Annotated in this window: 22 protein-coding genes; 6 read left to right on the plus strand and 16 right to left on the minus strand. The window is 69.6% G+C overall.

All coding sequences use genetic code 11. The features are described 5' to 3' along the window. The 13 genes from rplX to rpsJ form a co-directional block, all read right to left on the minus strand. Positions 1-354 carry a 50S ribosomal protein L24 gene (gene rplX / locus AC4H2S_RS13520; RefSeq protein WP_491497503.1) on the minus strand — a complete coding sequence of 118 codons (354 nt, stop codon included), beginning with the start codon at positions 352-354 and terminating at the stop codon, positions 1-3. 3 nt (positions 355-357) lie between these two features. Beyond that, the gene (gene rplN / locus AC4H2S_RS13525; protein ID WP_056887123.1) at positions 358-726 is read right to left on the minus strand and encodes a 50S ribosomal protein L14; all 369 of its coding nucleotides are present in this window, start codon (positions 724-726) and stop codon (positions 358-360) included. A gap of 103 nt (positions 727-829) precedes the next feature. Beyond that, positions 830-1,111: a 30S ribosomal protein S17 gene (rpsQ, locus tag AC4H2S_RS13530; protein WP_491497504.1), complete on the minus strand. Its 282-nt coding sequence runs from the start codon at positions 1,109-1,111 to the stop codon at positions 830-832. Beyond that, positions 1,108-1,350 carry a 50S ribosomal protein L29 gene (gene rpmC, locus AC4H2S_RS13535; protein ID WP_491497505.1) on the minus strand — a complete coding sequence of 81 codons (243 nt, stop codon included), beginning with the start codon at positions 1,348-1,350 and terminating at the stop codon, positions 1,108-1,110. Before rpmC ends, rpsQ begins: the two co-directional genes overlap by 4 nt. After that, positions 1,350-1,769: a 50S ribosomal protein L16 gene (gene rplP / locus AC4H2S_RS13540; protein ID WP_491497506.1), complete on the minus strand. Its 420-nt coding sequence runs from the start codon at positions 1,767-1,769 to the stop codon at positions 1,350-1,352. The genes rpmC and rplP overlap by 1 nt, the downstream gene beginning before the upstream one ends. A 4-nt stretch (positions 1,770-1,773) precedes the next feature. Further along, positions 1,774-2,592 carry a 30S ribosomal protein S3 gene (gene rpsC / locus AC4H2S_RS13545; protein WP_491497507.1) on the minus strand — a complete coding sequence of 273 codons (819 nt, stop codon included), beginning with the start codon at positions 2,590-2,592 and terminating at the stop codon, positions 1,774-1,776. Beyond that, complete coding sequence (gene rplV / locus AC4H2S_RS13550) at positions 2,592-3,035, minus strand: 50S ribosomal protein L22 (RefSeq protein WP_491497508.1); 444 nt, start codon at positions 3,033-3,035, stop codon at positions 2,592-2,594. The genes rpsC and rplV overlap by 1 nt, the downstream gene beginning before the upstream one ends. Beyond that, positions 3,032-3,313 carry a 30S ribosomal protein S19 gene (gene rpsS, locus AC4H2S_RS13555; RefSeq protein WP_090969263.1) on the minus strand — a complete coding sequence of 94 codons (282 nt, stop codon included), beginning with the start codon at positions 3,311-3,313 and terminating at the stop codon, positions 3,032-3,034. The genes rplV and rpsS overlap by 4 nt, the downstream gene beginning before the upstream one ends. Positions 3,314-3,318: 5 nt before the next feature. Continuing rightward, positions 3,319-4,155 carry a 50S ribosomal protein L2 gene (rplB, locus tag AC4H2S_RS13560; protein WP_491497509.1) on the minus strand — a complete coding sequence of 279 codons (837 nt, stop codon included), beginning with the start codon at positions 4,153-4,155 and terminating at the stop codon, positions 3,319-3,321. 24 nt (positions 4,156-4,179) lie between these two features. After that, a complete protein-coding gene (gene rplW / locus AC4H2S_RS13565; RefSeq protein WP_186342465.1) occupies positions 4,180-4,485 on the minus strand; it encodes a 50S ribosomal protein L23 in 306 nt (101 codons plus the stop codon). Beyond that, on the minus strand, positions 4,482-5,363 hold the full coding sequence (rplD, locus tag AC4H2S_RS13570; protein WP_491497510.1) for a 50S ribosomal protein L4, sunset domain variant: 882 nt from the start codon (positions 5,361-5,363) through the stop codon (positions 4,482-4,484). The genes rplW and rplD overlap by 4 nt, the downstream gene beginning before the upstream one ends. A gap of 2 nt (positions 5,364-5,365) precedes the next feature. Next, complete coding sequence (gene rplC, locus AC4H2S_RS13575; RefSeq protein ID WP_491497511.1) at positions 5,366-6,031, minus strand: 50S ribosomal protein L3; 666 nt, start codon at positions 6,029-6,031, stop codon at positions 5,366-5,368. Between the two features lie 8 nt (positions 6,032-6,039). Next, entirely contained in the window at positions 6,040-6,348 is a 309-nt protein-coding gene (gene rpsJ, locus AC4H2S_RS13580; RefSeq protein ID WP_008360994.1) for a 30S ribosomal protein S10, read from the minus strand. 500 nt (positions 6,349-6,848) lie between these two features. Between rpsJ and AC4H2S_RS13585 the strand changes: the two genes are divergently transcribed. Next, positions 6,849-7,271, plus strand: a complete 423-nt coding sequence (locus AC4H2S_RS13585; RefSeq protein WP_491497512.1) for a hypothetical protein — start codon at positions 6,849-6,851, stop codon at positions 7,269-7,271. On the opposite strand, the gene trmB is transcribed toward AC4H2S_RS13585, so the two are convergent. From trmB to AC4H2S_RS13600, 3 genes are all read right to left on the minus strand, one after another. Beyond that, the gene (trmB, locus tag AC4H2S_RS13590; protein WP_491497513.1) at positions 7,247-7,978 is read right to left on the minus strand and encodes a tRNA (guanine(46)-N(7))-methyltransferase TrmB; all 732 of its coding nucleotides are present in this window, start codon (positions 7,976-7,978) and stop codon (positions 7,247-7,249) included. The two genes, AC4H2S_RS13585 and trmB, sit on opposite strands and share 25 nt — an antisense overlap. Before the next feature lie 64 nt (positions 7,979-8,042). After that, a complete protein-coding gene (locus tag AC4H2S_RS13595) occupies positions 8,043-9,431 on the minus strand; it encodes an aspartate aminotransferase family protein (RefSeq protein WP_491497514.1) in 1,389 nt (462 codons plus the stop codon). Next, on the minus strand, positions 9,428-9,886 hold the full coding sequence (locus AC4H2S_RS13600; RefSeq protein WP_491497515.1) for an Lrp/AsnC family transcriptional regulator: 459 nt from the start codon (positions 9,884-9,886) through the stop codon (positions 9,428-9,430). The genes AC4H2S_RS13595 and AC4H2S_RS13600 overlap by 4 nt, the downstream gene beginning before the upstream one ends. Before the next feature lie 196 nt (positions 9,887-10,082). Here AC4H2S_RS13600 and AC4H2S_RS13605 point away from each other — a divergent pair, with 196 nt between their 5' ends. From AC4H2S_RS13605 to AC4H2S_RS13625, 5 genes are all read left to right on the plus strand, one after another. Then, entirely contained in the window at positions 10,083-11,528 is a 1,446-nt protein-coding gene (locus tag AC4H2S_RS13605; protein WP_491497516.1) for a gamma-aminobutyraldehyde dehydrogenase, read from the plus strand. Between the two features lie 70 nt (positions 11,529-11,598). Then, positions 11,599-12,852 (plus strand): ABC transporter substrate-binding protein, encoded by a 1,254-nt coding sequence (locus AC4H2S_RS13610; protein WP_491497517.1) that lies wholly within the window; start codon positions 11,599-11,601, stop codon positions 12,850-12,852. A gap of 1 nt (position 12,853) precedes the next feature. Continuing rightward, positions 12,854-13,954, plus strand: coding sequence for an ABC transporter ATP-binding protein (locus AC4H2S_RS13615; protein ID WP_491497518.1), 1,101 nt, complete (start codon positions 12,854-12,856; stop codon positions 13,952-13,954). After that, positions 13,951-14,865, plus strand: a complete 915-nt coding sequence (locus AC4H2S_RS13620) for an ABC transporter permease (RefSeq protein WP_491497519.1) — start codon at positions 13,951-13,953, stop codon at positions 14,863-14,865. The genes AC4H2S_RS13615 and AC4H2S_RS13620 overlap by 4 nt, the downstream gene beginning before the upstream one ends. 1 nt (position 14,866) lies before the next feature. Further along, a complete protein-coding gene (locus AC4H2S_RS13625; protein WP_491497520.1) occupies positions 14,867-15,757 on the plus strand; it encodes an ABC transporter permease in 891 nt (296 codons plus the stop codon). Positions 15,758-15,765: the final 8 nt, after the last annotated feature.

Below are 15,765 nucleotides of genomic sequence, written 5' to 3' on the forward strand. Positions count from 1 at the left end.
TCAGATCTCCTTGCCGCTCTTGCGGGACACGCGGACCGACCGAGCCGCGGCGTAGGTCGAGCCGTCGGGACGGCGCTTGGTGACCTCGTCGCGTCGGAAGCCGACCCGGGTGACGCCGTCGCCCTCGACGAGCATCACGTTGGAGACGTGGATGGGCGCCTCGCGGGTGATGATGCCGCCGGTGGTGTTGGTCTGCTGGACGGACTTGGTGTGGCGCTTGACGAGGTTGACTCCCTCGACGATCACGCGGTCCTCCTCGCGGAGCACCGAGATGACCTTGCCCTGGGCACCCTTGTCCTTGCCGGCGATCACCTTGACGGTGTCGCCCTTCTTGATGTTCATGTGCTTACCCATCTCTCACAGCACCTCCGGGGCGAGCGAGATGATCTTCATGAAGCGCTTCTCGCGCAGCTCGCGGCCGACGGGGCCGAAGATGCGCGTGCCGCGCGGCTCTCCGTCGTTCTTGAGGATGACGGCGGCGTTCTCGTCGAAACGGATGTAGGAACCGTCGGCGCGGCGACGCTCCTTGACGGTGCGCACGATGACGGCCTTGACGACGTCGCCCTTCTTGACGTTGCCACCGGGGATCGCGTCCTTGACGGTGGCGACGATGACGTCACCGATGCCGGCGTAGCGACGCCCAGAGCCACCGAGAACACGGATGCAGAGGATCTCCTTCGCACCGGTGTTGTCGGCGACCTTGAGTCGCGACTCCTGCTGGATCATTGATTTCTCCTGGTTGTCGAGCTGGTTCTCGCACCCTCAGCGGGGAGCGAGCCTGGCCGAACTGATGTGTGGAAGATGTGGAGCACGAGGCCGGGGCCTCAGGTCACTTGGCCTTCTCGAGGACCTCGACGAGGCGCCAGCGCTTGGTGGCCGACAGCGGGCGGGTCTCCATGATCAGGACCCGGTCGCCGACGCCGCACTGGTTGGTCTCGTCGTGCGCCTTGAGACGCGAGGTCTTGCGCAGCACCTTGCCGTACAGGGCGTGCTTCACGCGGTCCTCGACGGCGACGACGATGGTCTTGTCCATCTTGTCGCTCACGACGAGGCCCTCGCGGACCTTGCGCTGCTTGCGCTCAGCGGACTGGGTGGCAGTGTTCTCGCTCATGCCTTCGCCTCTTCGTTGGTGCCCGGGGTGGTGCGGATGCCGAGCTCGCGCTCGCGCACCACGGTGTAGATCCGGGCGATGTCCTTCTTGACCACGCGCAGCCGGCTGTTGCTCTCCAGCTGGCCGGTCGCGGCCTGGAACCGCAGGTTGAACAGCTCCTCCTTGGCCTCGCGCAGCTTGGCCTCGAGGGCGGGTGCGTCGAGCTCGTCGAGCTCGTGGGCGTTCAGCTTGGTAGCCATCAGAATTCACCGGCCTCACGGGAGATGAACCGGCACTTCATCGGGAGCTTGTGCATCGCGCGGCGCATGGCCTCGCGGGCAGTGGTCTCGTCGACGCCGGAGAGTTCGAACATGACGCGGCCGGGCTTGACGTTGGCCACCCACCACTCGGGCGAGCCCTTGCCGGAGCCCATGCGGGTCTCGGCCGGCTTCTTGGTCAGCGGACGGTCCGGGTAGATGTTGATCCAGACCTTTCCGCCTCGCTTGATGTGGCGGGTCATGGCGATACGAGCCGACTCGATCTGCCGGTTGGTCACGTAGTGACCCTCGACCGCCTGGACGCCGAAGTCACCGAAGGCGAGCGTGGTGCCGCCCTTGGCGACGCCACGACGCTTGGGGTGGTGCTGCTTGCGGTGCTTGACGCGACGGGGCATCAACATGAGGTCAGGCCTCCTGTCCGGTGCTTGGTGCAGCCTCGGCGGCGGGGGCCGCTGCGGTCTCAGCAGGGGCCTCGGTGCGAGGAGCGCGGTCGCCGCGCGAGCCACGGCTCGGACGGTCGCCGCCACGGGTGGTGGGACGGCCACCGCGACCGGGGGCACCGGCGCGGGCGGCCTGCTGGGCCTGGCGCTCGGCACGGGTGCCGGCGACCTCGCCCTTGTAGATCCAGACCTTCACGCCGATGCGGCCGAAGGTGGTGCGGGCCTCGTAGAAGCCGTAGTCGATGTCGGCGCGGAGGGTGTGCAGGGGCACGCGGCCCTCGCGGTAGAACTCCGTGCGCGACATCTCGGCGCCGTTGAGCCGGCCCGAGCACTGGATCCGGATGCCCTTGGCGCCCGAGCGCATCGAGGTCTGCATCGCCTTGCGCATCGCGCGACGGAACTGCACACGGCCCGAGAGCTGCTCGGCGACGCCCTGGGCGACCAGCTGCGCGTCGACCTCGGGGTTCTTGACCTCGAGGATGTTGAGCTGCACCTGCTTGCCGGTGAGCTTCTCGAGCTCGCCGCGGATGCGGTCGGCCTCGGCGCCGCGGCGACCGATGACGATGCCCGGGCGGGCGGTGTGGATGTCGACGCGCACGCGGTCACGGGTGCGCTCGATCTCGACCTTGGAGATGCCGGCCCGCTCCATGCCCTTGGAGAGCAGCTTGCGGATGGCGACGTCCTCACCGACGTAGGACTTGTAGAGCTTGTCGGCGTACCAACGGCTCTTGTGGTCGGTGGAGATGCCCAGGCGGAAGCCGTTGGGGTTGATCTTCTGACCCATCAGGCACCCCTTCCGTTCTTGTTGGCGCGGCCGTTCTTCGTGGCCAGCACGTCGGCCGGCTGCACCGCGAGGGTGATGTGGCTGGTGCGCTTGTTGATGCGCGTCGCCCGGCCCTGGGCACGGGGACGCCAACGCTTCATCGTCGGGCCCTCGTCGACCATGGCGACGGAGAGCACGAGGTCGGCCCGGTTGAGGCCCTCGGTGGTCTCCGCGTTGGCGATGGCGCTCTCGAGCACCTTGTAGACGGTCTCGGAGGCGGCCTGCGGCGCGAACTGCAGCAGGGTCAGTGCCTCGTCGACCTGGAGGCCGCGGACCATGTCGACGACACGGCGGGCCTTCATCGGGGTGATCCGCACGTAGCGGGCGCTGGCGTACGCGCCCGGCTGGTCGCCGAGCAGCGACTCGCGGCGCGCGCTGGTGCGGCTGCGCTCGGTGGTGCTCATCGACGGCGTCCCTTCCGGTCTTCCTTGACGTGCCCGCGGTAGGTGCGGGTCGGGGCGAACTCCCCGAGCTTGTGGCCGACCATCGAGTCGGTCACGAAGACGGGGACGTGCTTGCGACCGTCGTGCACGGCGATGGTGTGACCGATCATGTCGGGCACGATCATCGACCGGCGCGACCAGGTCTTGATGACGTTGTGGCTGCCCTTCTCGTTCTCGGCGTCCACCTTCTTCTGAAGGTGGTCGTCGACGAAGGGGCCCTTCTTGAGGCTGCGAGGCATGTCGGTTACTTCCTACCCTTGCCGGACTTGCGACGACGGATGATCTGGGAGTCGCTGGCCTTGCGCTTGCGCGTGCGGCCCTCGGGCTTGCCCCAGGGGGAGACGGGGTGACGTCCACCGGACGTCTTGCCCTCACCACCACCGTGCGGGTGGTCCACCGGGTTCATGACGACACCGCGGACGGTCGGGCGAACGCCCTTCCACCGCATGCGGCCGGCCTTGCCCCAGTTGATGTTGGACTGCTCGGCGTTGCCGACCTCGCCGATCGTCGCGCGGCAGCGCACGTCGACGAAGCGCATCTCGCCCGAGGGCATGCGCAGCGTGGCGCGGCTGCCCTCACGGGCGACCAGCTGGGCGGAGTTGCCGGCCGAGCGGGCGATCTTCGCGCCGCCGCCCGGACGCAGCTCCACGCAGTGGATGGTCGTGCCGACCGGGATGTTGCGCAGCGGCAGGTTGTTGCCGGGCTTGATGTCGGCGTTGGGGCCGGACTCCACGGCGGTGCCCTGCGTCAGGCCGCGCGGCGCGACGATGTAGCGCTTCTCGCCGTCGGCGTAGTGCAGCAGCGCGATGCGCGCGGTGCGGTTGGGGTCGTACTCGATGTGAGCGACCTTCGCCGGGACGCCGTCCTTGTCGTAGCGACGGAAGTCGATGATGCGGTAGGCGCGCTTGTGACCGCCACCCTTGTGCCGGGTGGTGATGCGGCCCTGGTTGTTGCGGCCGCCGTTCTTGGGCAGCGGGCGCGTCAGCGACTTCTCGGGCGTGGACCGGGTGATCTCGACGAAGTCGGCCACCGACGAGCCACGACGGCCCGGGGTGGTCGGCTTGTACTTGCGGATAGCCATATCAGTTCCTAGTCAGGAGCCCGGTCAGGAGACCGGACCTCCGAAGATGTCGATGCGGTGACCCTCGGCGAGGCTGACGATCGCGCGCTTGGTGTTGGGCCGCTTGCCCAGGCCGTAGCGGGTGCGACGGGTCTTGCCCTGGCGGTTGATCGTGTTGACCGAGGTGACCTTGACGTCGAAGACCTTCTCGACCGCGATCTTGATCTCGGTCTTGTTGGCGTCCGGGTGGACGATGAAGGTGTACTTGTTGGCGTCGAGCAGGCCGTAGCTCTTCTCCGACACGACCGGGGCGATCAGGACGTCGCGGTGGTCCTTGTGCAGGGTGCTCACTTGTCGCTCTCCTTCTCGTCGGCGCGGGTCAGACCGGCGGCCTCGGCGTCCTCGGCGGACTTGAACCAGAAGTCGCCGCCCGAGACGTCGTAGCCGGCGTCGCCCTCGACGAGGTAGCTGCCGGACTGCAGGCCCTGGACCTCGTAGCCCTTGGGGTTCTTGCCGCTCTTGAGCGGGGCCTTCGCACCGGCCGGCAGGGCCGGCTCGTCGGTGGCCTGCTCGGTCGCGGCGGGCGCAGCCTGCTCGGTCTCGACCTTCTCCGACCTCGCGGCCGGAGCGGAGGAGGCGCCACCCACGAAGACGTCGTAGGCGCCCTTGGTGAAGACCACGTCCTCAGCAGCGAGCACGTCGTAGGTGTTGAGCTGGTCGACGGCGACGATGTGGACCTCGGGCGCGTTGCGCAGCGAGAGCCAGGTGATCGCGTCGGAGCGCTCGAGCACCACGAGGTAGCCCACGCGGTCGGTCAGCGAGGTCAGCGCGGCCAGCGCGGCCTTGGTGGAGGGCTTGTCGCCCGACACCAGGGTGTCGACCACGTGGACGCGGTCGTTGCGGGCCCGGTCCGAGAGGGCACCGCGCAGGGCGGCGGCCTTCATCTTCTTGGGGGTGCGCTGGTCGTAGCTGCGCGGCTGCGGGCCGTGGACCGTGCCACCGCCGGCGAACTGCGGGGCGCGGGTCGAGCCCTGGCGGGCGCGGCCGGTGCCCTTCTGCTTGTAGGGCTTGCGGCCACCGCCGCGGACCTCGCCGCGGGTCTTGGTGGAGTGCGAGCCCTGGCGCGCGGCGGCCTGCTGGGCCACGACGACCTGGTGGATCAGGGGAATGTTGACCTCGACGTCGAAGATCTCGGCGGGGAGGTCGACCTTGACGGTCTTGACAGCCATGCTCAGGCCTCCTGCGTCTTCTTGGCCGCCGAGCGCAGGACCACGAGTCCGCCGCGGGGGCCGGGAACGGCGCCCTTGAGCAGGATCAGGCCCTTGTCGGCGTCGACGGCGTGCACCGTCAGGTTCTGGGTGGTCACCGTGTCGTTGCCCATGCGGCCCGACATGCGGGTGCCCTTGAACACGCGACCCGGGGTGGCGCAGGCGCCGATGGAGCCGGGCTTGCGGTGGTTGCGGTGGGCACCGTGGGAGGCGGAGACGCCGGAGAAGCCGTGACGCTTCATCGTGCCGGCGAAGCCCTTGCCCTTGCTGGTGCCGGTGACGTCGATCTCCTCGCCCGCGGCGAAGGTGTCGACCCCGAGCTCCTGGCCCACGGTGTAGGAGGCGGCGTCCGCGGTGCGGATCTCCGCGACGTGGCGACGGGGGGTGACCCCGGCCTTGGTGAAGTGACCCGTCTCGGGCGAGTTCACCTTGCGGGCCTCGATCTCGCCGAAGCCGACCTGGATGGCGTTGTAGCCGTCCACCTCGGGCTGGCGGACCTGGGTCACCACGTTGGTGCTCGCGGCGATGACGGTCACGGGGACGACGCGGTTGTTCTCGTCCCAGAGCTGGGTCATGCCGAGCTTGGTGCCCAGCAGTCCCTTGACGTTGCGTTCGAAAGTCTTAGCCATGTCGCGCCTCAGAGCTTGATCTCGATGTCGACACCGGCAGGCAGGTCGAGACGCATCAGCGAGTCGACGGTCTTCGGCGTCGGGTCGATGATGTCGATCAGGCGCTTGTGGGTGCGCATCTCGAAGTGCTCGCGGGAGTCCTTGTACTTGTGGGGCGAACGGATGACGCAGTACACGTTCTTCTCGGTCGGCAGCGGCACGGGGCCGGCGACCTTCGCACCCGTACGGGTGACGGTGTCCACGATCTTCCGCGCCGAGGTGTCGATCACCTCGTGGTCATAGGCCTTGAGCCTGATGCGGATCTTCTGTCCCGCCATAGGTCCCTGTCCTCTTCGATCTCGTACGCCTGGTCTGGTTTCGGTCCCTCGCCCCTGGTGGGCGAGTGCCGCCTGTCTCTCCTCCACCCTCCGACCCCCGCGGTCGGGCGTGTCGCACCCCCGACTGGAAAAATCGGGCTTCGGACACGACCCCGTGAGGATCGGTACTGCTCTGGGTGGCACCCGACGGTTGTCGGATCTGGTCGGGTCTCCGATCACCAAGGTGATCCGGTGCGGCGCACGCAGACGACTGGCTCGATCAAGGAGACGCGATTCAGAAGTCAAGGTGTGCAGCACCCCGGCGACCCGCCGGAGCAACCGGAACATCTTGACAGACTCCGCACGCCCACACCAAATCGCAGGGCACGGCTCCGACGACGTCCGGCTCCGGGGGCTCTCCGACACCGCGCGAGCGGTGCCGGAAGCAAGCTCCAGCCTACGCCTGATCGCCGCCAGGAGCGACTCTTGCCCTCTCCCCCGGGCCGACCTACCGTCGAGGCATGGCCGCCATGGTCGTGTTCGTCCTCTGCGCACTGGCGCTGGCAGGCGTCATGGGCTGGGCCGTGTGCCCGACCGAGCTCGACCGGGTCGTGCGCCGGGTGAGGAGGCGCCTGGCCCCGCCTCCGCCGAGCCCGCCCGCCGGGCCGACGTCCGCGCCGGCGATCGAGGAGCTGGCCGCCGACGTGCGGCGGGTGCGCCGGGTGGCCCTCGCCCCGGCACCGGGCACCCCGATGGCGCGACGGCGCGGCACGATGGCGGCCTACGACGACCTGCTCGCGCAGGCGGCCGGGACGCTCGAGGTGCCCGACCTGATGAGCGAGCTGCCCGAGGGCACCGAGCGCGACGCCGAGCGGCTGCGGCTCGAGCACCTGCTCCGCGAGGCGGGGCTCGTGCTCGATCAGTCCCGCACGGACCGCCGGTAGCAGAGGTCGACGATGTCGCGGCCCACGTCGCGGCCCTTGCGCTCGAACCGGGTGACCGGGCGCTCGGCCCACCGCTCGACGGGCCCGCCCACCAGCGTCGGCTCGGCGTCGAGCACCTCACGCATCTGCGTGGCGTAGTCGGCCCAGTCGGTGGCCAGTCGCCAGGCACCGCCGGGCACGAGCCGCGACGAGGCGAGCGCGGCGTTGGCAGGGTTGACCAGGCGCCGCTTGCGGTGCTTGGTCTTGCGCCACGGGTCGGGGAAGAAGGTCCACAGCTCCGCCACGCTGGCGGGGCCGAGCAGGTTCTCCAGCGACCAGACGGCGTCGACGGAGCAGAAGCGCACGTTGTCGGCGCCGGCCTCCGCGACCCGCCAGAGCGAGTCGGCGATGCCGGGCAGCCACACCTCCAGCGCGAGGACGTTGTGCTCGGGACGCGCGGCGGCGAGCACCGAGGTGGCCTCGCCGATGCCCGAGCCGATCTCGACGATCAACGGGGCCTCGCGCCCGAACCACTCGGTCAGCGAGAAGCCGGGGCGGTCGACGGCGTCCTCCGGGATCACCCAGTCGGCGTGGTGGGCCGCCCAGGACTCGGCCTGGCGCGGGGTGAAGCGGCTGCCCCGGCGCGAGTAGGTGAGCACCTCGCGCATCCGCCGCCCGTCCTCGGTGAGCTTGCGGTGCGGGCGGGCAGGGCGTACGACGTCGTTCACGCGCCCATCCTCCCCGCTCCCCCGGCCGGACGCACATCAGCGCCGGCCGGCGGGCGGCGGTGCCTCAGAGGTGCGCGAGCGCGCCCGTGAGCACCGAGCGCAGCCGCTGCTCGATGTCGTCGAACTCGGGCTGGCCGATGATCAGCGGGGGCGCGAGCTGGATGACCGGGTCGCCGCGGTCGTCGGCACGGCAGTAGAGCCCGGCATCCCACAGCGCGCCGGAGAGGTAGCCGCGCAGCAGCCGCTCGGACTCCGCGTCGTCGAACGTCTCCTTGGTCTCGCGGTCCTTGACCAGCTCGATGCCGTAGAAGTAGCCGTGCCCGCGCACGTCGCCGACGATCGGGATGTCGAGCAGCTTCTCGAGCGTGGCGCGGAACGCCGGGGCGTTCTGCTGCACGTGGTCGGTGAGCCCCTCGCGCTCGAAGATGTCGAGGTTGGCCAACGCCACCGCGGAGGAGACCGGGTGGCCGCCGAAGGTGTAGCCGTGCGCGTAGGCGGTCGTGCCCTTCTTGAACGGCTCGAACAGCCGGTCGCTGGCGATCATCGCGCCGATGGGCGAGTAGCCGGAGGTCATGCCCTTGGCGCAGGTGATGATGTCGGGCTGGTAGCCGAACTCGGCGGCGCCGAACATCTGCCCCACCCGGCCGAAGGCGCAGATGACCTCGTCGGAGACCAGCAGCACGTCGTACTCGTCGCAGATCTCGCGGACCCGCTCGAAGTAGCCGGGCGGCGGCGGGAAGCAGCCGCCGGCGTTCTGGACGGGCTCGAGGAACACCGCGGCGACCGTGTCGGGGCCCTCGAACTCGATCGCCTCGGCGATGCGGTCGGCGGCCCAGCGGCCGAAGGCCTTCTCGTCGTCGCCGACGAACTCCGGGCGGCGGTAGAAGTTGGTGTTGGGCACCTTGTGGGCGCCGGGCACCAGCGGCTCGAACATCTCCTTCAGCGGCGGGATGCCGGTGATCGACAGCGCCCCCTGTGGGGTGCCGTGGTAGGCCACGGCGCGCGAGATGACCTTGTGCTTGCCGGGCTTGCCGGTGAGCTTGAAGTACTGCTTGGCGAGCTTCCAGGCCGACTCCACGGCCTCGCCGCCGCCGGTGGTGAAGAAGACCCGGTTGAGGTCGCCGGGCGCCATCGCGGCGATGCGGTCGGCCAGCTCGACCGCGCGGGGGTGCGCGAAGGACCACAGCGGGAAGAAGGCCAGCTCCTTGGCCTGCCGGGCCGCGGCCTCGGCCAGCTCCTCGCGGCCGTGGCCGACCTGGACCACGAAGAGGCCGGCGAGGCCGTCGATGTACTCGCGGCCGTGGCTGTCCCAGATCTTGTGGCCCTCGCCCCTGACGATCAGCGGCATCTCGCCGCCGTCCTCGTAGGTCGAGTGCCGCGTGAAGTGCAACCAGAGGTGGTCGCGCCCCGCGGCCTGGTGGTCGAAGGACTCGTCGTACGGGTGGAGGCTCATCTCGTTCCCCAGTTGTAGTGCTGCTTGTTGAGCTTGAGGTAGACGAAGGTCTCGGAGGAGACCACGCCCTCGAGCTCGCGGACCTGACGGATCACGTCGAGCAGGTGCGGGTCGTCCTCGCACACCACCTCGACGAGGAGGTCGAAGCTGCCGGCCGTCGTGACGACGTAGTCGACCTCGCGGAGCTCGGCGAGCCGGTCGCCCACCTGCATGGGGTCGCCCTCGGTGCGCACACCGATCATCGCCTGCCGGGCGAACCCGACCTGGGTCGGGTCGGTGACCGCGACGACCTGCATCACCTCGGAGTCGAGCAGCTTCTGCACCCGGGCGCGGGCGGCGGCCTCGGACAGCCCCACCGCCTTCGCGATCGCGGCGTAGGAGATCCGGCCGTCCTCCTGGAGCAGCTCGATGATGCGCTTGGCGGTCGCGTCGAGGCGCACCTGTCCCTCAGGCATGCCCGTGCTCCCGTGGCTGGCTCATGGCGCAATGGTGAGGGTGATGGCCCATGGTCCGCAAGTCGCCCTGCGTGGAATCCGTGTGTCGCGGCCGTTAATTCTGCGTTTCCCGCACATTGGCCGGGAAGAACTATGGCGATTGCGCGCCGGCACGTCCTACCCTCCCTTCACCGCACCCGACCCGGGAGGACTTCTCGTGACCAGCCCACGCATGCTGCGCAACTTCATCGGAGGCACCTACGTCGACGGTGGCCCCGGCGCGACGAGCGAGGTCGTCGACCCGACCACCGGCCAGGTCGTGGCCCATGCGCCGGTCAGCGGGGCCGAGGAGGTCGACGCCGCCTACGCGGCCGCCGAGCAGGCCTTCGGCGAGTGGGGGCGCACCACGCCCAGCGAGCGCCAGCAGGCGCTCCTCGCGATCGCCGACGCGGTGGAGGAGCACGCCGAGGAGCTGATCGCCCTCGAGTCGGAGAACACCGGCAAGATCAGGGCGCTGACCGCGAGCGAGGAGATCCCGCCGATGGTCGACCAGCTCCGGTTCTTCGCCGGCGCGGCTCGGGTGCTCGAGGGCCGGGCCGCGGGCGAGTACCTCGCCGGGCACACGTCGTGGATCCGGCGCGAGCCGATCGGGGTCGTGGGCCAGGTGACTCCCTGGAACTACCCGCTGCTGATGGCGGTGTGGAAGATCGGCCCGGCGCTCGCGGCCGGCAACACCGTGGTCCTCAAGCCGAGCGACACGACGCCCACGAGCACGCTGCGCCTGGCCGAGCTCGCCGCGGAGCACCTGCCCGCCGGCACCCTCAACGTGGTCACCGGGGACCGGGAGACCGGGCGGCTGCTGGTCGAGCACCCGACGCCCGCGATGGTCGCGATCACCGGGTCCGTCCGGGCCGGGGCCGAGGTGGCCGCCAGCGCCGCGCCGCAGGTCAAGCGCGTCCACCTCGAGCTCGGCGGCAAGGCGCCGGTCGTGGTGTTCGACGACGCCGACATCGAGGCGGCCGTCGAGGGCATCGCGATCGCGGGCTACTTCAACGCCGGCCAGGACTGCACGGCCGCGACCCGCGTGCTGGTCGCGCCCGGCATCCACGACGACTTCGTCGCCGCGCTCGCCGACTACGCCCGGGCCTCGGCTCCGGTGGGCCTGCCCGACGACCCCGACGCCCTCTTCGGCCCGGTCAACAACGCCACCCAGCTCGCGCGGGTCAGCCGCTTCGTCGAGGACCTGCCCTCGCACGCCACCGTCGCGGCCGGGGGCAACCGCCGCACCGACCTCGGCGACGGCTACTTCCTCGAGCCCACGGTCCTGTCGGGGCTGCGCCAGGACGACGACGCGATCCAGAGCGAGATCTTCGGGCCGGTCATCACCGTGCAGCGCTTCACCGACGAGGACGAGGCGATCCGGTGGGCCAACGGCGTCGACTACGGTCTCGCCTCCTCGGTGTGGACGAAGGACTTCGGCCGGGCGATGCGGATGTCGAAGGCCCTCGACTTCGGCTGCGTGTGGATCAACACCCACATCCCGCTCGTCGCCGAGATGCCGCACGGCGGCTACAAGAAGTCGGGCTACGGCAAGGACCTGTCGATGTACGGCTTCGAGGACTACACCCGGATCAAGCACGTCATGGCCAGCATCGAGTCGTGAGCCGGACGCGGGCCGGCACCCACCAGCAGCACCACACCAGATCACTCGGGGACGAGCGGAGGACTTCTTGATGGCACCGATCACCCGGCGCGCCCGGCGCCCCCTCTCGCCGCCCGCCGCCGCGCTGGCGGCGGCCGCCGGCGGCGGCCTGAGCCGACGGGCACTGCTGGGCACCGGCGTCGCCGCCGGCGCCGGGCTGGCGCTGACCGGCTGCGCCCCGCCCGCGCCGCCGGCGTCCGGCGGGCTGACCAGCCTCGACCTGCCCACCGACGTCTCGGACACCGAGAAGATCATCAACTGGGCCAACTGGACGGCCTACCTCGACATGAACGGCAAGGAGACCCGCTCGCCGACGCTCGAGGCGTTCATGGAGCAGACCGGGATCACGGTCAGCTACACCGAGGACGTCGACGACAACGACTCCTACTACGCCAAGGTCGCCCCGCAGCTGCGCGCCGGCCAGAGCATCGACCGCGACATCTTCACCCTCACCGACTGGATGGCCGGGCGGGTCATCCGCGACCAGCTCTGCCAGCCGCTCCAGCTGATCCAGATGCCCAGGGTCGTCAACAACCTGCTCCAGCCGCTCAAGGACGTCTCGTTCGACCCCGGCCGCAACTACTCGGTCACCTGGCAGAGCGGCTTCGCCGGGATCGGCTACAACCGCGACAAGGTCGGGCGCGAGCTCAAGTCGCTCGACGACCTGTGGGCCGACGACCTCAAGGGCCGCGTCGTGGTGCTCTCGGAGTTCCGCGACAGCGCCGGGCTGGTGATGCAGAGCCAGGGCGTCGACATCGACAGCGACTGGGGCCGCGCGGAGTTCGAGAAGGCGCTGGACTTCATCGAGCAGAAGATCGAGGAGGGCTACATCCGCAAGGTGAAGGGCAACTCCTACATGGAGGACCTCACGAGCGGCAACGCCGTCGCCGGCATCACCTGGAGCGGCGACATCTTCGTCCTCGCCTACGACACCGACGACCCGAGCTGGACGTTCACCATCCCCGAGTCCGGGGGCACCCTCTGGTCGGACAACCTGATGGTGCCGATCACGTCCACGCACCGCAGCAACGCCCAGAAGCTCATGGACTACTACTACGACCCGGCCGTGGCCGCGCAGGTCGCCGCGTGGGTCAACTACGTGTGCCCGGTCGAGGGTGCCCAGGCCGAGATGGAGAAGCTCGACCCCGAGCTGGCCGAGAGCCCGTGGATCTTCCCCACGGCGGACTTCATCTCCGAGAGCAACATCCAGCAGTTCCGCGCGCTCGACGCCGACGAGGACATCGAGTTCGCCGACCTGTGGTCCACGAAGGTGATGGGGAACTGACATGGCTGGATTCCGCGAGGCGCGTGGCGACCTCAGGCTGGAGAGCGTCACCAAGGAGTTCGGCGACTTCACGGCCGTCGACGACCTCGACCTCACCGTCCCCCGGGGCTCGTTCTTCGCGCTCCTCGGCCCCTCGGGCTGCGGCAAGACCACGACGCTGCGCATGGTCGCCGGGCTCGAGCAGCCCACCGCGGGCCGGGTGATGATCGGCGACACCGACCTGACCGGGTCGCGGCCCTACGAGCGGCCGGTCAACACGGTGTTCCAGTCCTACGCCCTGTTCCCGCACCTGACGATCCGCGACAACGTCGAGTTCGGTCCCAAGCGCCGCAAGGACAAGGACGCCGCCCAGCGGGCCGACGAGGCGCTCGAGCTGGTGCAGATGACCCAGTTCGCCGCCCGCAAGCCCGCCCAGCTCTCCGGCGGGCAGCAGCAGCGGGTCGCGCTCGCGCGGGCCCTGGTCAACCACCCCGAGGTGCTGCTGCTCGACGAGCCGCTCGGCGCCCTCGACCTCAAGCTGCGCCGGGAGATGCAGGTCGAGCTCAAGCGCATCCAGACCGAGGTCGGGCTGACCTTCATCCACGTCACCCACGACCAGGAGGAGGCCATGACGATGGCCGACACGGTCGCGGTGATGAACAAGGGCCGGATCGAGCAGCTGGGCCCGCCCGAGGCGCTCTACGACCTCCCCCGCACCCAGTTCGTGGCCAACTTCGTCGGCCAGGCCAACACCGGCGTGGCGACCGTCGAGGGCACCGACGGCGACCACCTCGTCGCCGACGTCGTCGGCACCAAGGTGAAGATCCTCCGCAGCCGCTCGCAGGTGCACGACGGCCAGGTGGTGTTCGGCGTACGCCCGGAGAAGGTCACGGTCTCGCGCAGGCAACCCGACGGCGTGGGCAACGACGTGAAGGGCGTGGTGCGCGACGTGTCGTTCCTCGGCGTGGCGACCAGCTACCTCGTCGACATGCCCAGCGGGACGACGTGGAGCTGCTACGAGCAGAACCTCGACGTGGAGCCGCTCTGCCTGCGCCCGGGTGACGAGGTCTGGGTGACCTGGAACTCCGATCACGCGTTCGGCGTCCCCGTGGCACCCGCATGAGCGGGCTCGCCCACGTGGCGGCCGGCGACGCGCCGATCGCCCCGGCCCCCGTGGCCCCGCAGGCCAGGAAGCGCAGCTGGACGGCCTACCTCCTGCTGCTCCCGGGCGTGCTGTGGCTCGGCGTCTTCTTCATCCTGCCGCTGGTGCAGCTGGCCTCGGTCAGCCTGCAGAGCCGCTACCCCGGCTTCCCCGGCTACTACTACCGCGACCTCAACTTCGCCAACTACGCGAGCGCGCTGACCGACTACGCGCCGCACTTCGCGCGCTCGTTCCTCTACGCCGGGCTCGCGACGCTGCTGGCCTTCGTCGTGGCCTACCCGCTCGCCTACGCGATGGCGTTCAAGGCCGGCCGGTGGCGCAACCTGATGATGATCTGCGTCGTCGCGCCGTTCTTCACCTCGTTCATCCTCCGCACGTTCGCCTGGTCGCAGATCCTCGCCGACGAGGGCCCGGTCGCCACCGTGCTGAACTTCCTGCACCTGCTGCCCGGCGGCGCCATCATCAACACCCCCGTCGCCGTGGTCGCCGGCCTGACCTACAACTTCCTGCCGTTCATGGTGCTGCCCATCTACGCCTCGCTCGAGCGGGCCGACCCCCGCGTCATCGAGGCCGGGGGCGACCTCTACGCCAACGGCTTCACCACCTTCCGCACCGTGACCCTGCCGATGTCGATGCCGGGGGTGCTCGCCGGCACCCTGCTGACGTTCATCCCCGCGGCCGGCGACTTCGTCAACATGGAGCTCCTCGGCCCCCAGCGCGGGAAGATGGTCGGCAACGTCATCAACGACCAGTTCCTCGCGATCCCCGGCGGCTATCCCGTCGCCGCTGCCCTGTCGTTCACGCTGATGGCCGCCATCTTGGCGATGGTGTTCCTCTACGTCCGCCGCTTCGGCACCGAGGAGCTGATCTGACATGGCCACCACGACACGGCCCCCGGCGCCGGCGCAGGAGACCACCTCGACCTCCGCGCCCTACCGGCCCTCGGCCGCCAAGCGGGCCCAGCTGTGGCTGGCCAACCACTTCGCCGTCCTGGCGGCGATCCTGGTGCTGGTCTACCTCTTCCTGCCGGTGGCCTACACCTTCGCGTTCTCCTTCAACGACCACGGCAAGACCAACATCGTCTGGCAGGGGTTCACCTGGGAGCACTGGCAGGACCCGTGCGGGGTTCCGGGCGCCTGCGAGTCGCTGGTGACCTCGCTGCAGGTGGGCGCCATCTCCACCCTCGTCGCCACGGTGCTCGGCACGATGATGGCCCTGGCGATGGTGCGCTACCGCTTCCGCGGCAAGGAGGCCAGCAACATCTTGATCTTCGTGCCCATGGCGACGCCCGAGATCGTGATGGGCGCGGCGCTGCTCACGATCTTCGTGCAGGGCTTCGCCGACGTCGGGATCAGCCTCGGCTTCGGCACGATCGTCTTCGCCCACATCATGTTCTGCCTGAGCTTCGTGGTCGTGACCGTCAAGGCGCGCATCCAGTCGCTCGACCCGCGCATCGAGGAGGCCGCGCAGGACCTCTACGCCAACCCGCTGCAGACCTTCTGGAAGGTCACCTTCCCGCTGATCCTGCCGGGCATCCTGGGCGCGGCGATGCTCGCCTTCTCGCTGTCGTTCGACGACTTCATCATCACCAACTTCGTCTCCGGCAACGAGTCGACGTTCCCCAAGTTCGTCTACGTCGCCTCGCGGCGCGGCATCCCGGCCGAGGCCAACGTCATCGGCTTCTCGATGTTCGTGCTCGCCGTCCTGCTCGTGGTGGGCGCACAGGTCGTGAGCTCGCTGCGCTCGTCGAAGTACAAGAACTGACCCCCACG

This window comes from Nocardioides sp. Z13_37, assembly GCF_058355585.1.

Excerpts from the sequence above, each read along its gene's own strand:
- rplD (WP_491497510.1), bottom strand. The coding sequence starts at position 5,363 with ATGGCTGTCAAGACCGTCAAGGTCGACCTCCCCGCCGAGATCTTCGAC.
- AC4H2S_RS13595 (WP_491497514.1), bottom strand. The coding sequence starts at position 9,431 with ATGAGCCTCCACCCGTACGACGAGTCCTTCGACCACCAGGCCGCGGGG.
- AC4H2S_RS13620 (WP_491497519.1), top strand. The coding sequence starts at position 13,951 with ATGAGCGGGCTCGCCCACGTGGCGGCCGGCGACGCGCCGATCGCCCCG.
- AC4H2S_RS13625 (WP_491497520.1), top strand. The coding sequence starts at position 14,867 with ATGGCCACCACGACACGGCCCCCGGCGCCGGCGCAGGAGACCACCTCG.
- rplC (WP_491497511.1), bottom strand. The coding sequence starts at position 6,031 with ATGGCTAAGACTTTCGAACGCAACGTCAAGGGACTGCTGGGCACCAAG.
- rpsQ (WP_491497504.1), bottom strand. The coding sequence starts at position 1,111 with ATGAGCGAGAACACTGCCACCCAGTCCGCTGAGCGCAAGCAGCGCAAG.
- rplB (WP_491497509.1), bottom strand. The coding sequence starts at position 4,155 with ATGGCTATCCGCAAGTACAAGCCGACCACCCCGGGCCGTCGTGGCTCG.
- AC4H2S_RS13600 (WP_491497515.1), bottom strand. The coding sequence starts at position 9,886 with ATGCCTGAGGGACAGGTGCGCCTCGACGCGACCGCCAAGCGCATCATC.
- rpsS (WP_090969263.1), bottom strand. The coding sequence starts at position 3,313 with ATGCCTCGCAGCCTCAAGAAGGGCCCCTTCGTCGACGACCACCTTCAG.
- rplV (WP_491497508.1), bottom strand. The coding sequence starts at position 3,035 with ATGAGCACCACCGAGCGCAGCCGCACCAGCGCGCGCCGCGAGTCGCTG.
- rpsC (WP_491497507.1), bottom strand. The coding sequence starts at position 2,592 with ATGGGTCAGAAGATCAACCCCAACGGCTTCCGCCTGGGCATCTCCACC.
- rpsJ (WP_008360994.1), bottom strand. The coding sequence starts at position 6,348 with ATGGCGGGACAGAAGATCCGCATCAGGCTCAAGGCCTATGACCACGAG.
- rpmC (WP_491497505.1), bottom strand. The coding sequence starts at position 1,350 with ATGGCTACCAAGCTGAACGCCCACGAGCTCGACGAGCTCGACGCACCC.
- AC4H2S_RS13615 (WP_491497518.1), top strand. The coding sequence starts at position 12,854 with ATGGCTGGATTCCGCGAGGCGCGTGGCGACCTCAGGCTGGAGAGCGTC.
- rplN (WP_056887123.1), bottom strand. The coding sequence starts at position 726 with ATGATCCAGCAGGAGTCGCGACTCAAGGTCGCCGACAACACCGGTGCG.
- rplX (WP_491497503.1), bottom strand. The coding sequence starts at position 354 with ATGGGTAAGCACATGAACATCAAGAAGGGCGACACCGTCAAGGTGATC.
- AC4H2S_RS13610 (WP_491497517.1), top strand. The coding sequence starts at position 11,599 with ATGGCACCGATCACCCGGCGCGCCCGGCGCCCCCTCTCGCCGCCCGCC.
- AC4H2S_RS13585 (WP_491497512.1), top strand. The coding sequence starts at position 6,849 with ATGGCCGCCATGGTCGTGTTCGTCCTCTGCGCACTGGCGCTGGCAGGC.
- rplP (WP_491497506.1), bottom strand. The coding sequence starts at position 1,769 with ATGTTGATGCCCCGTCGCGTCAAGCACCGCAAGCAGCACCACCCCAAG.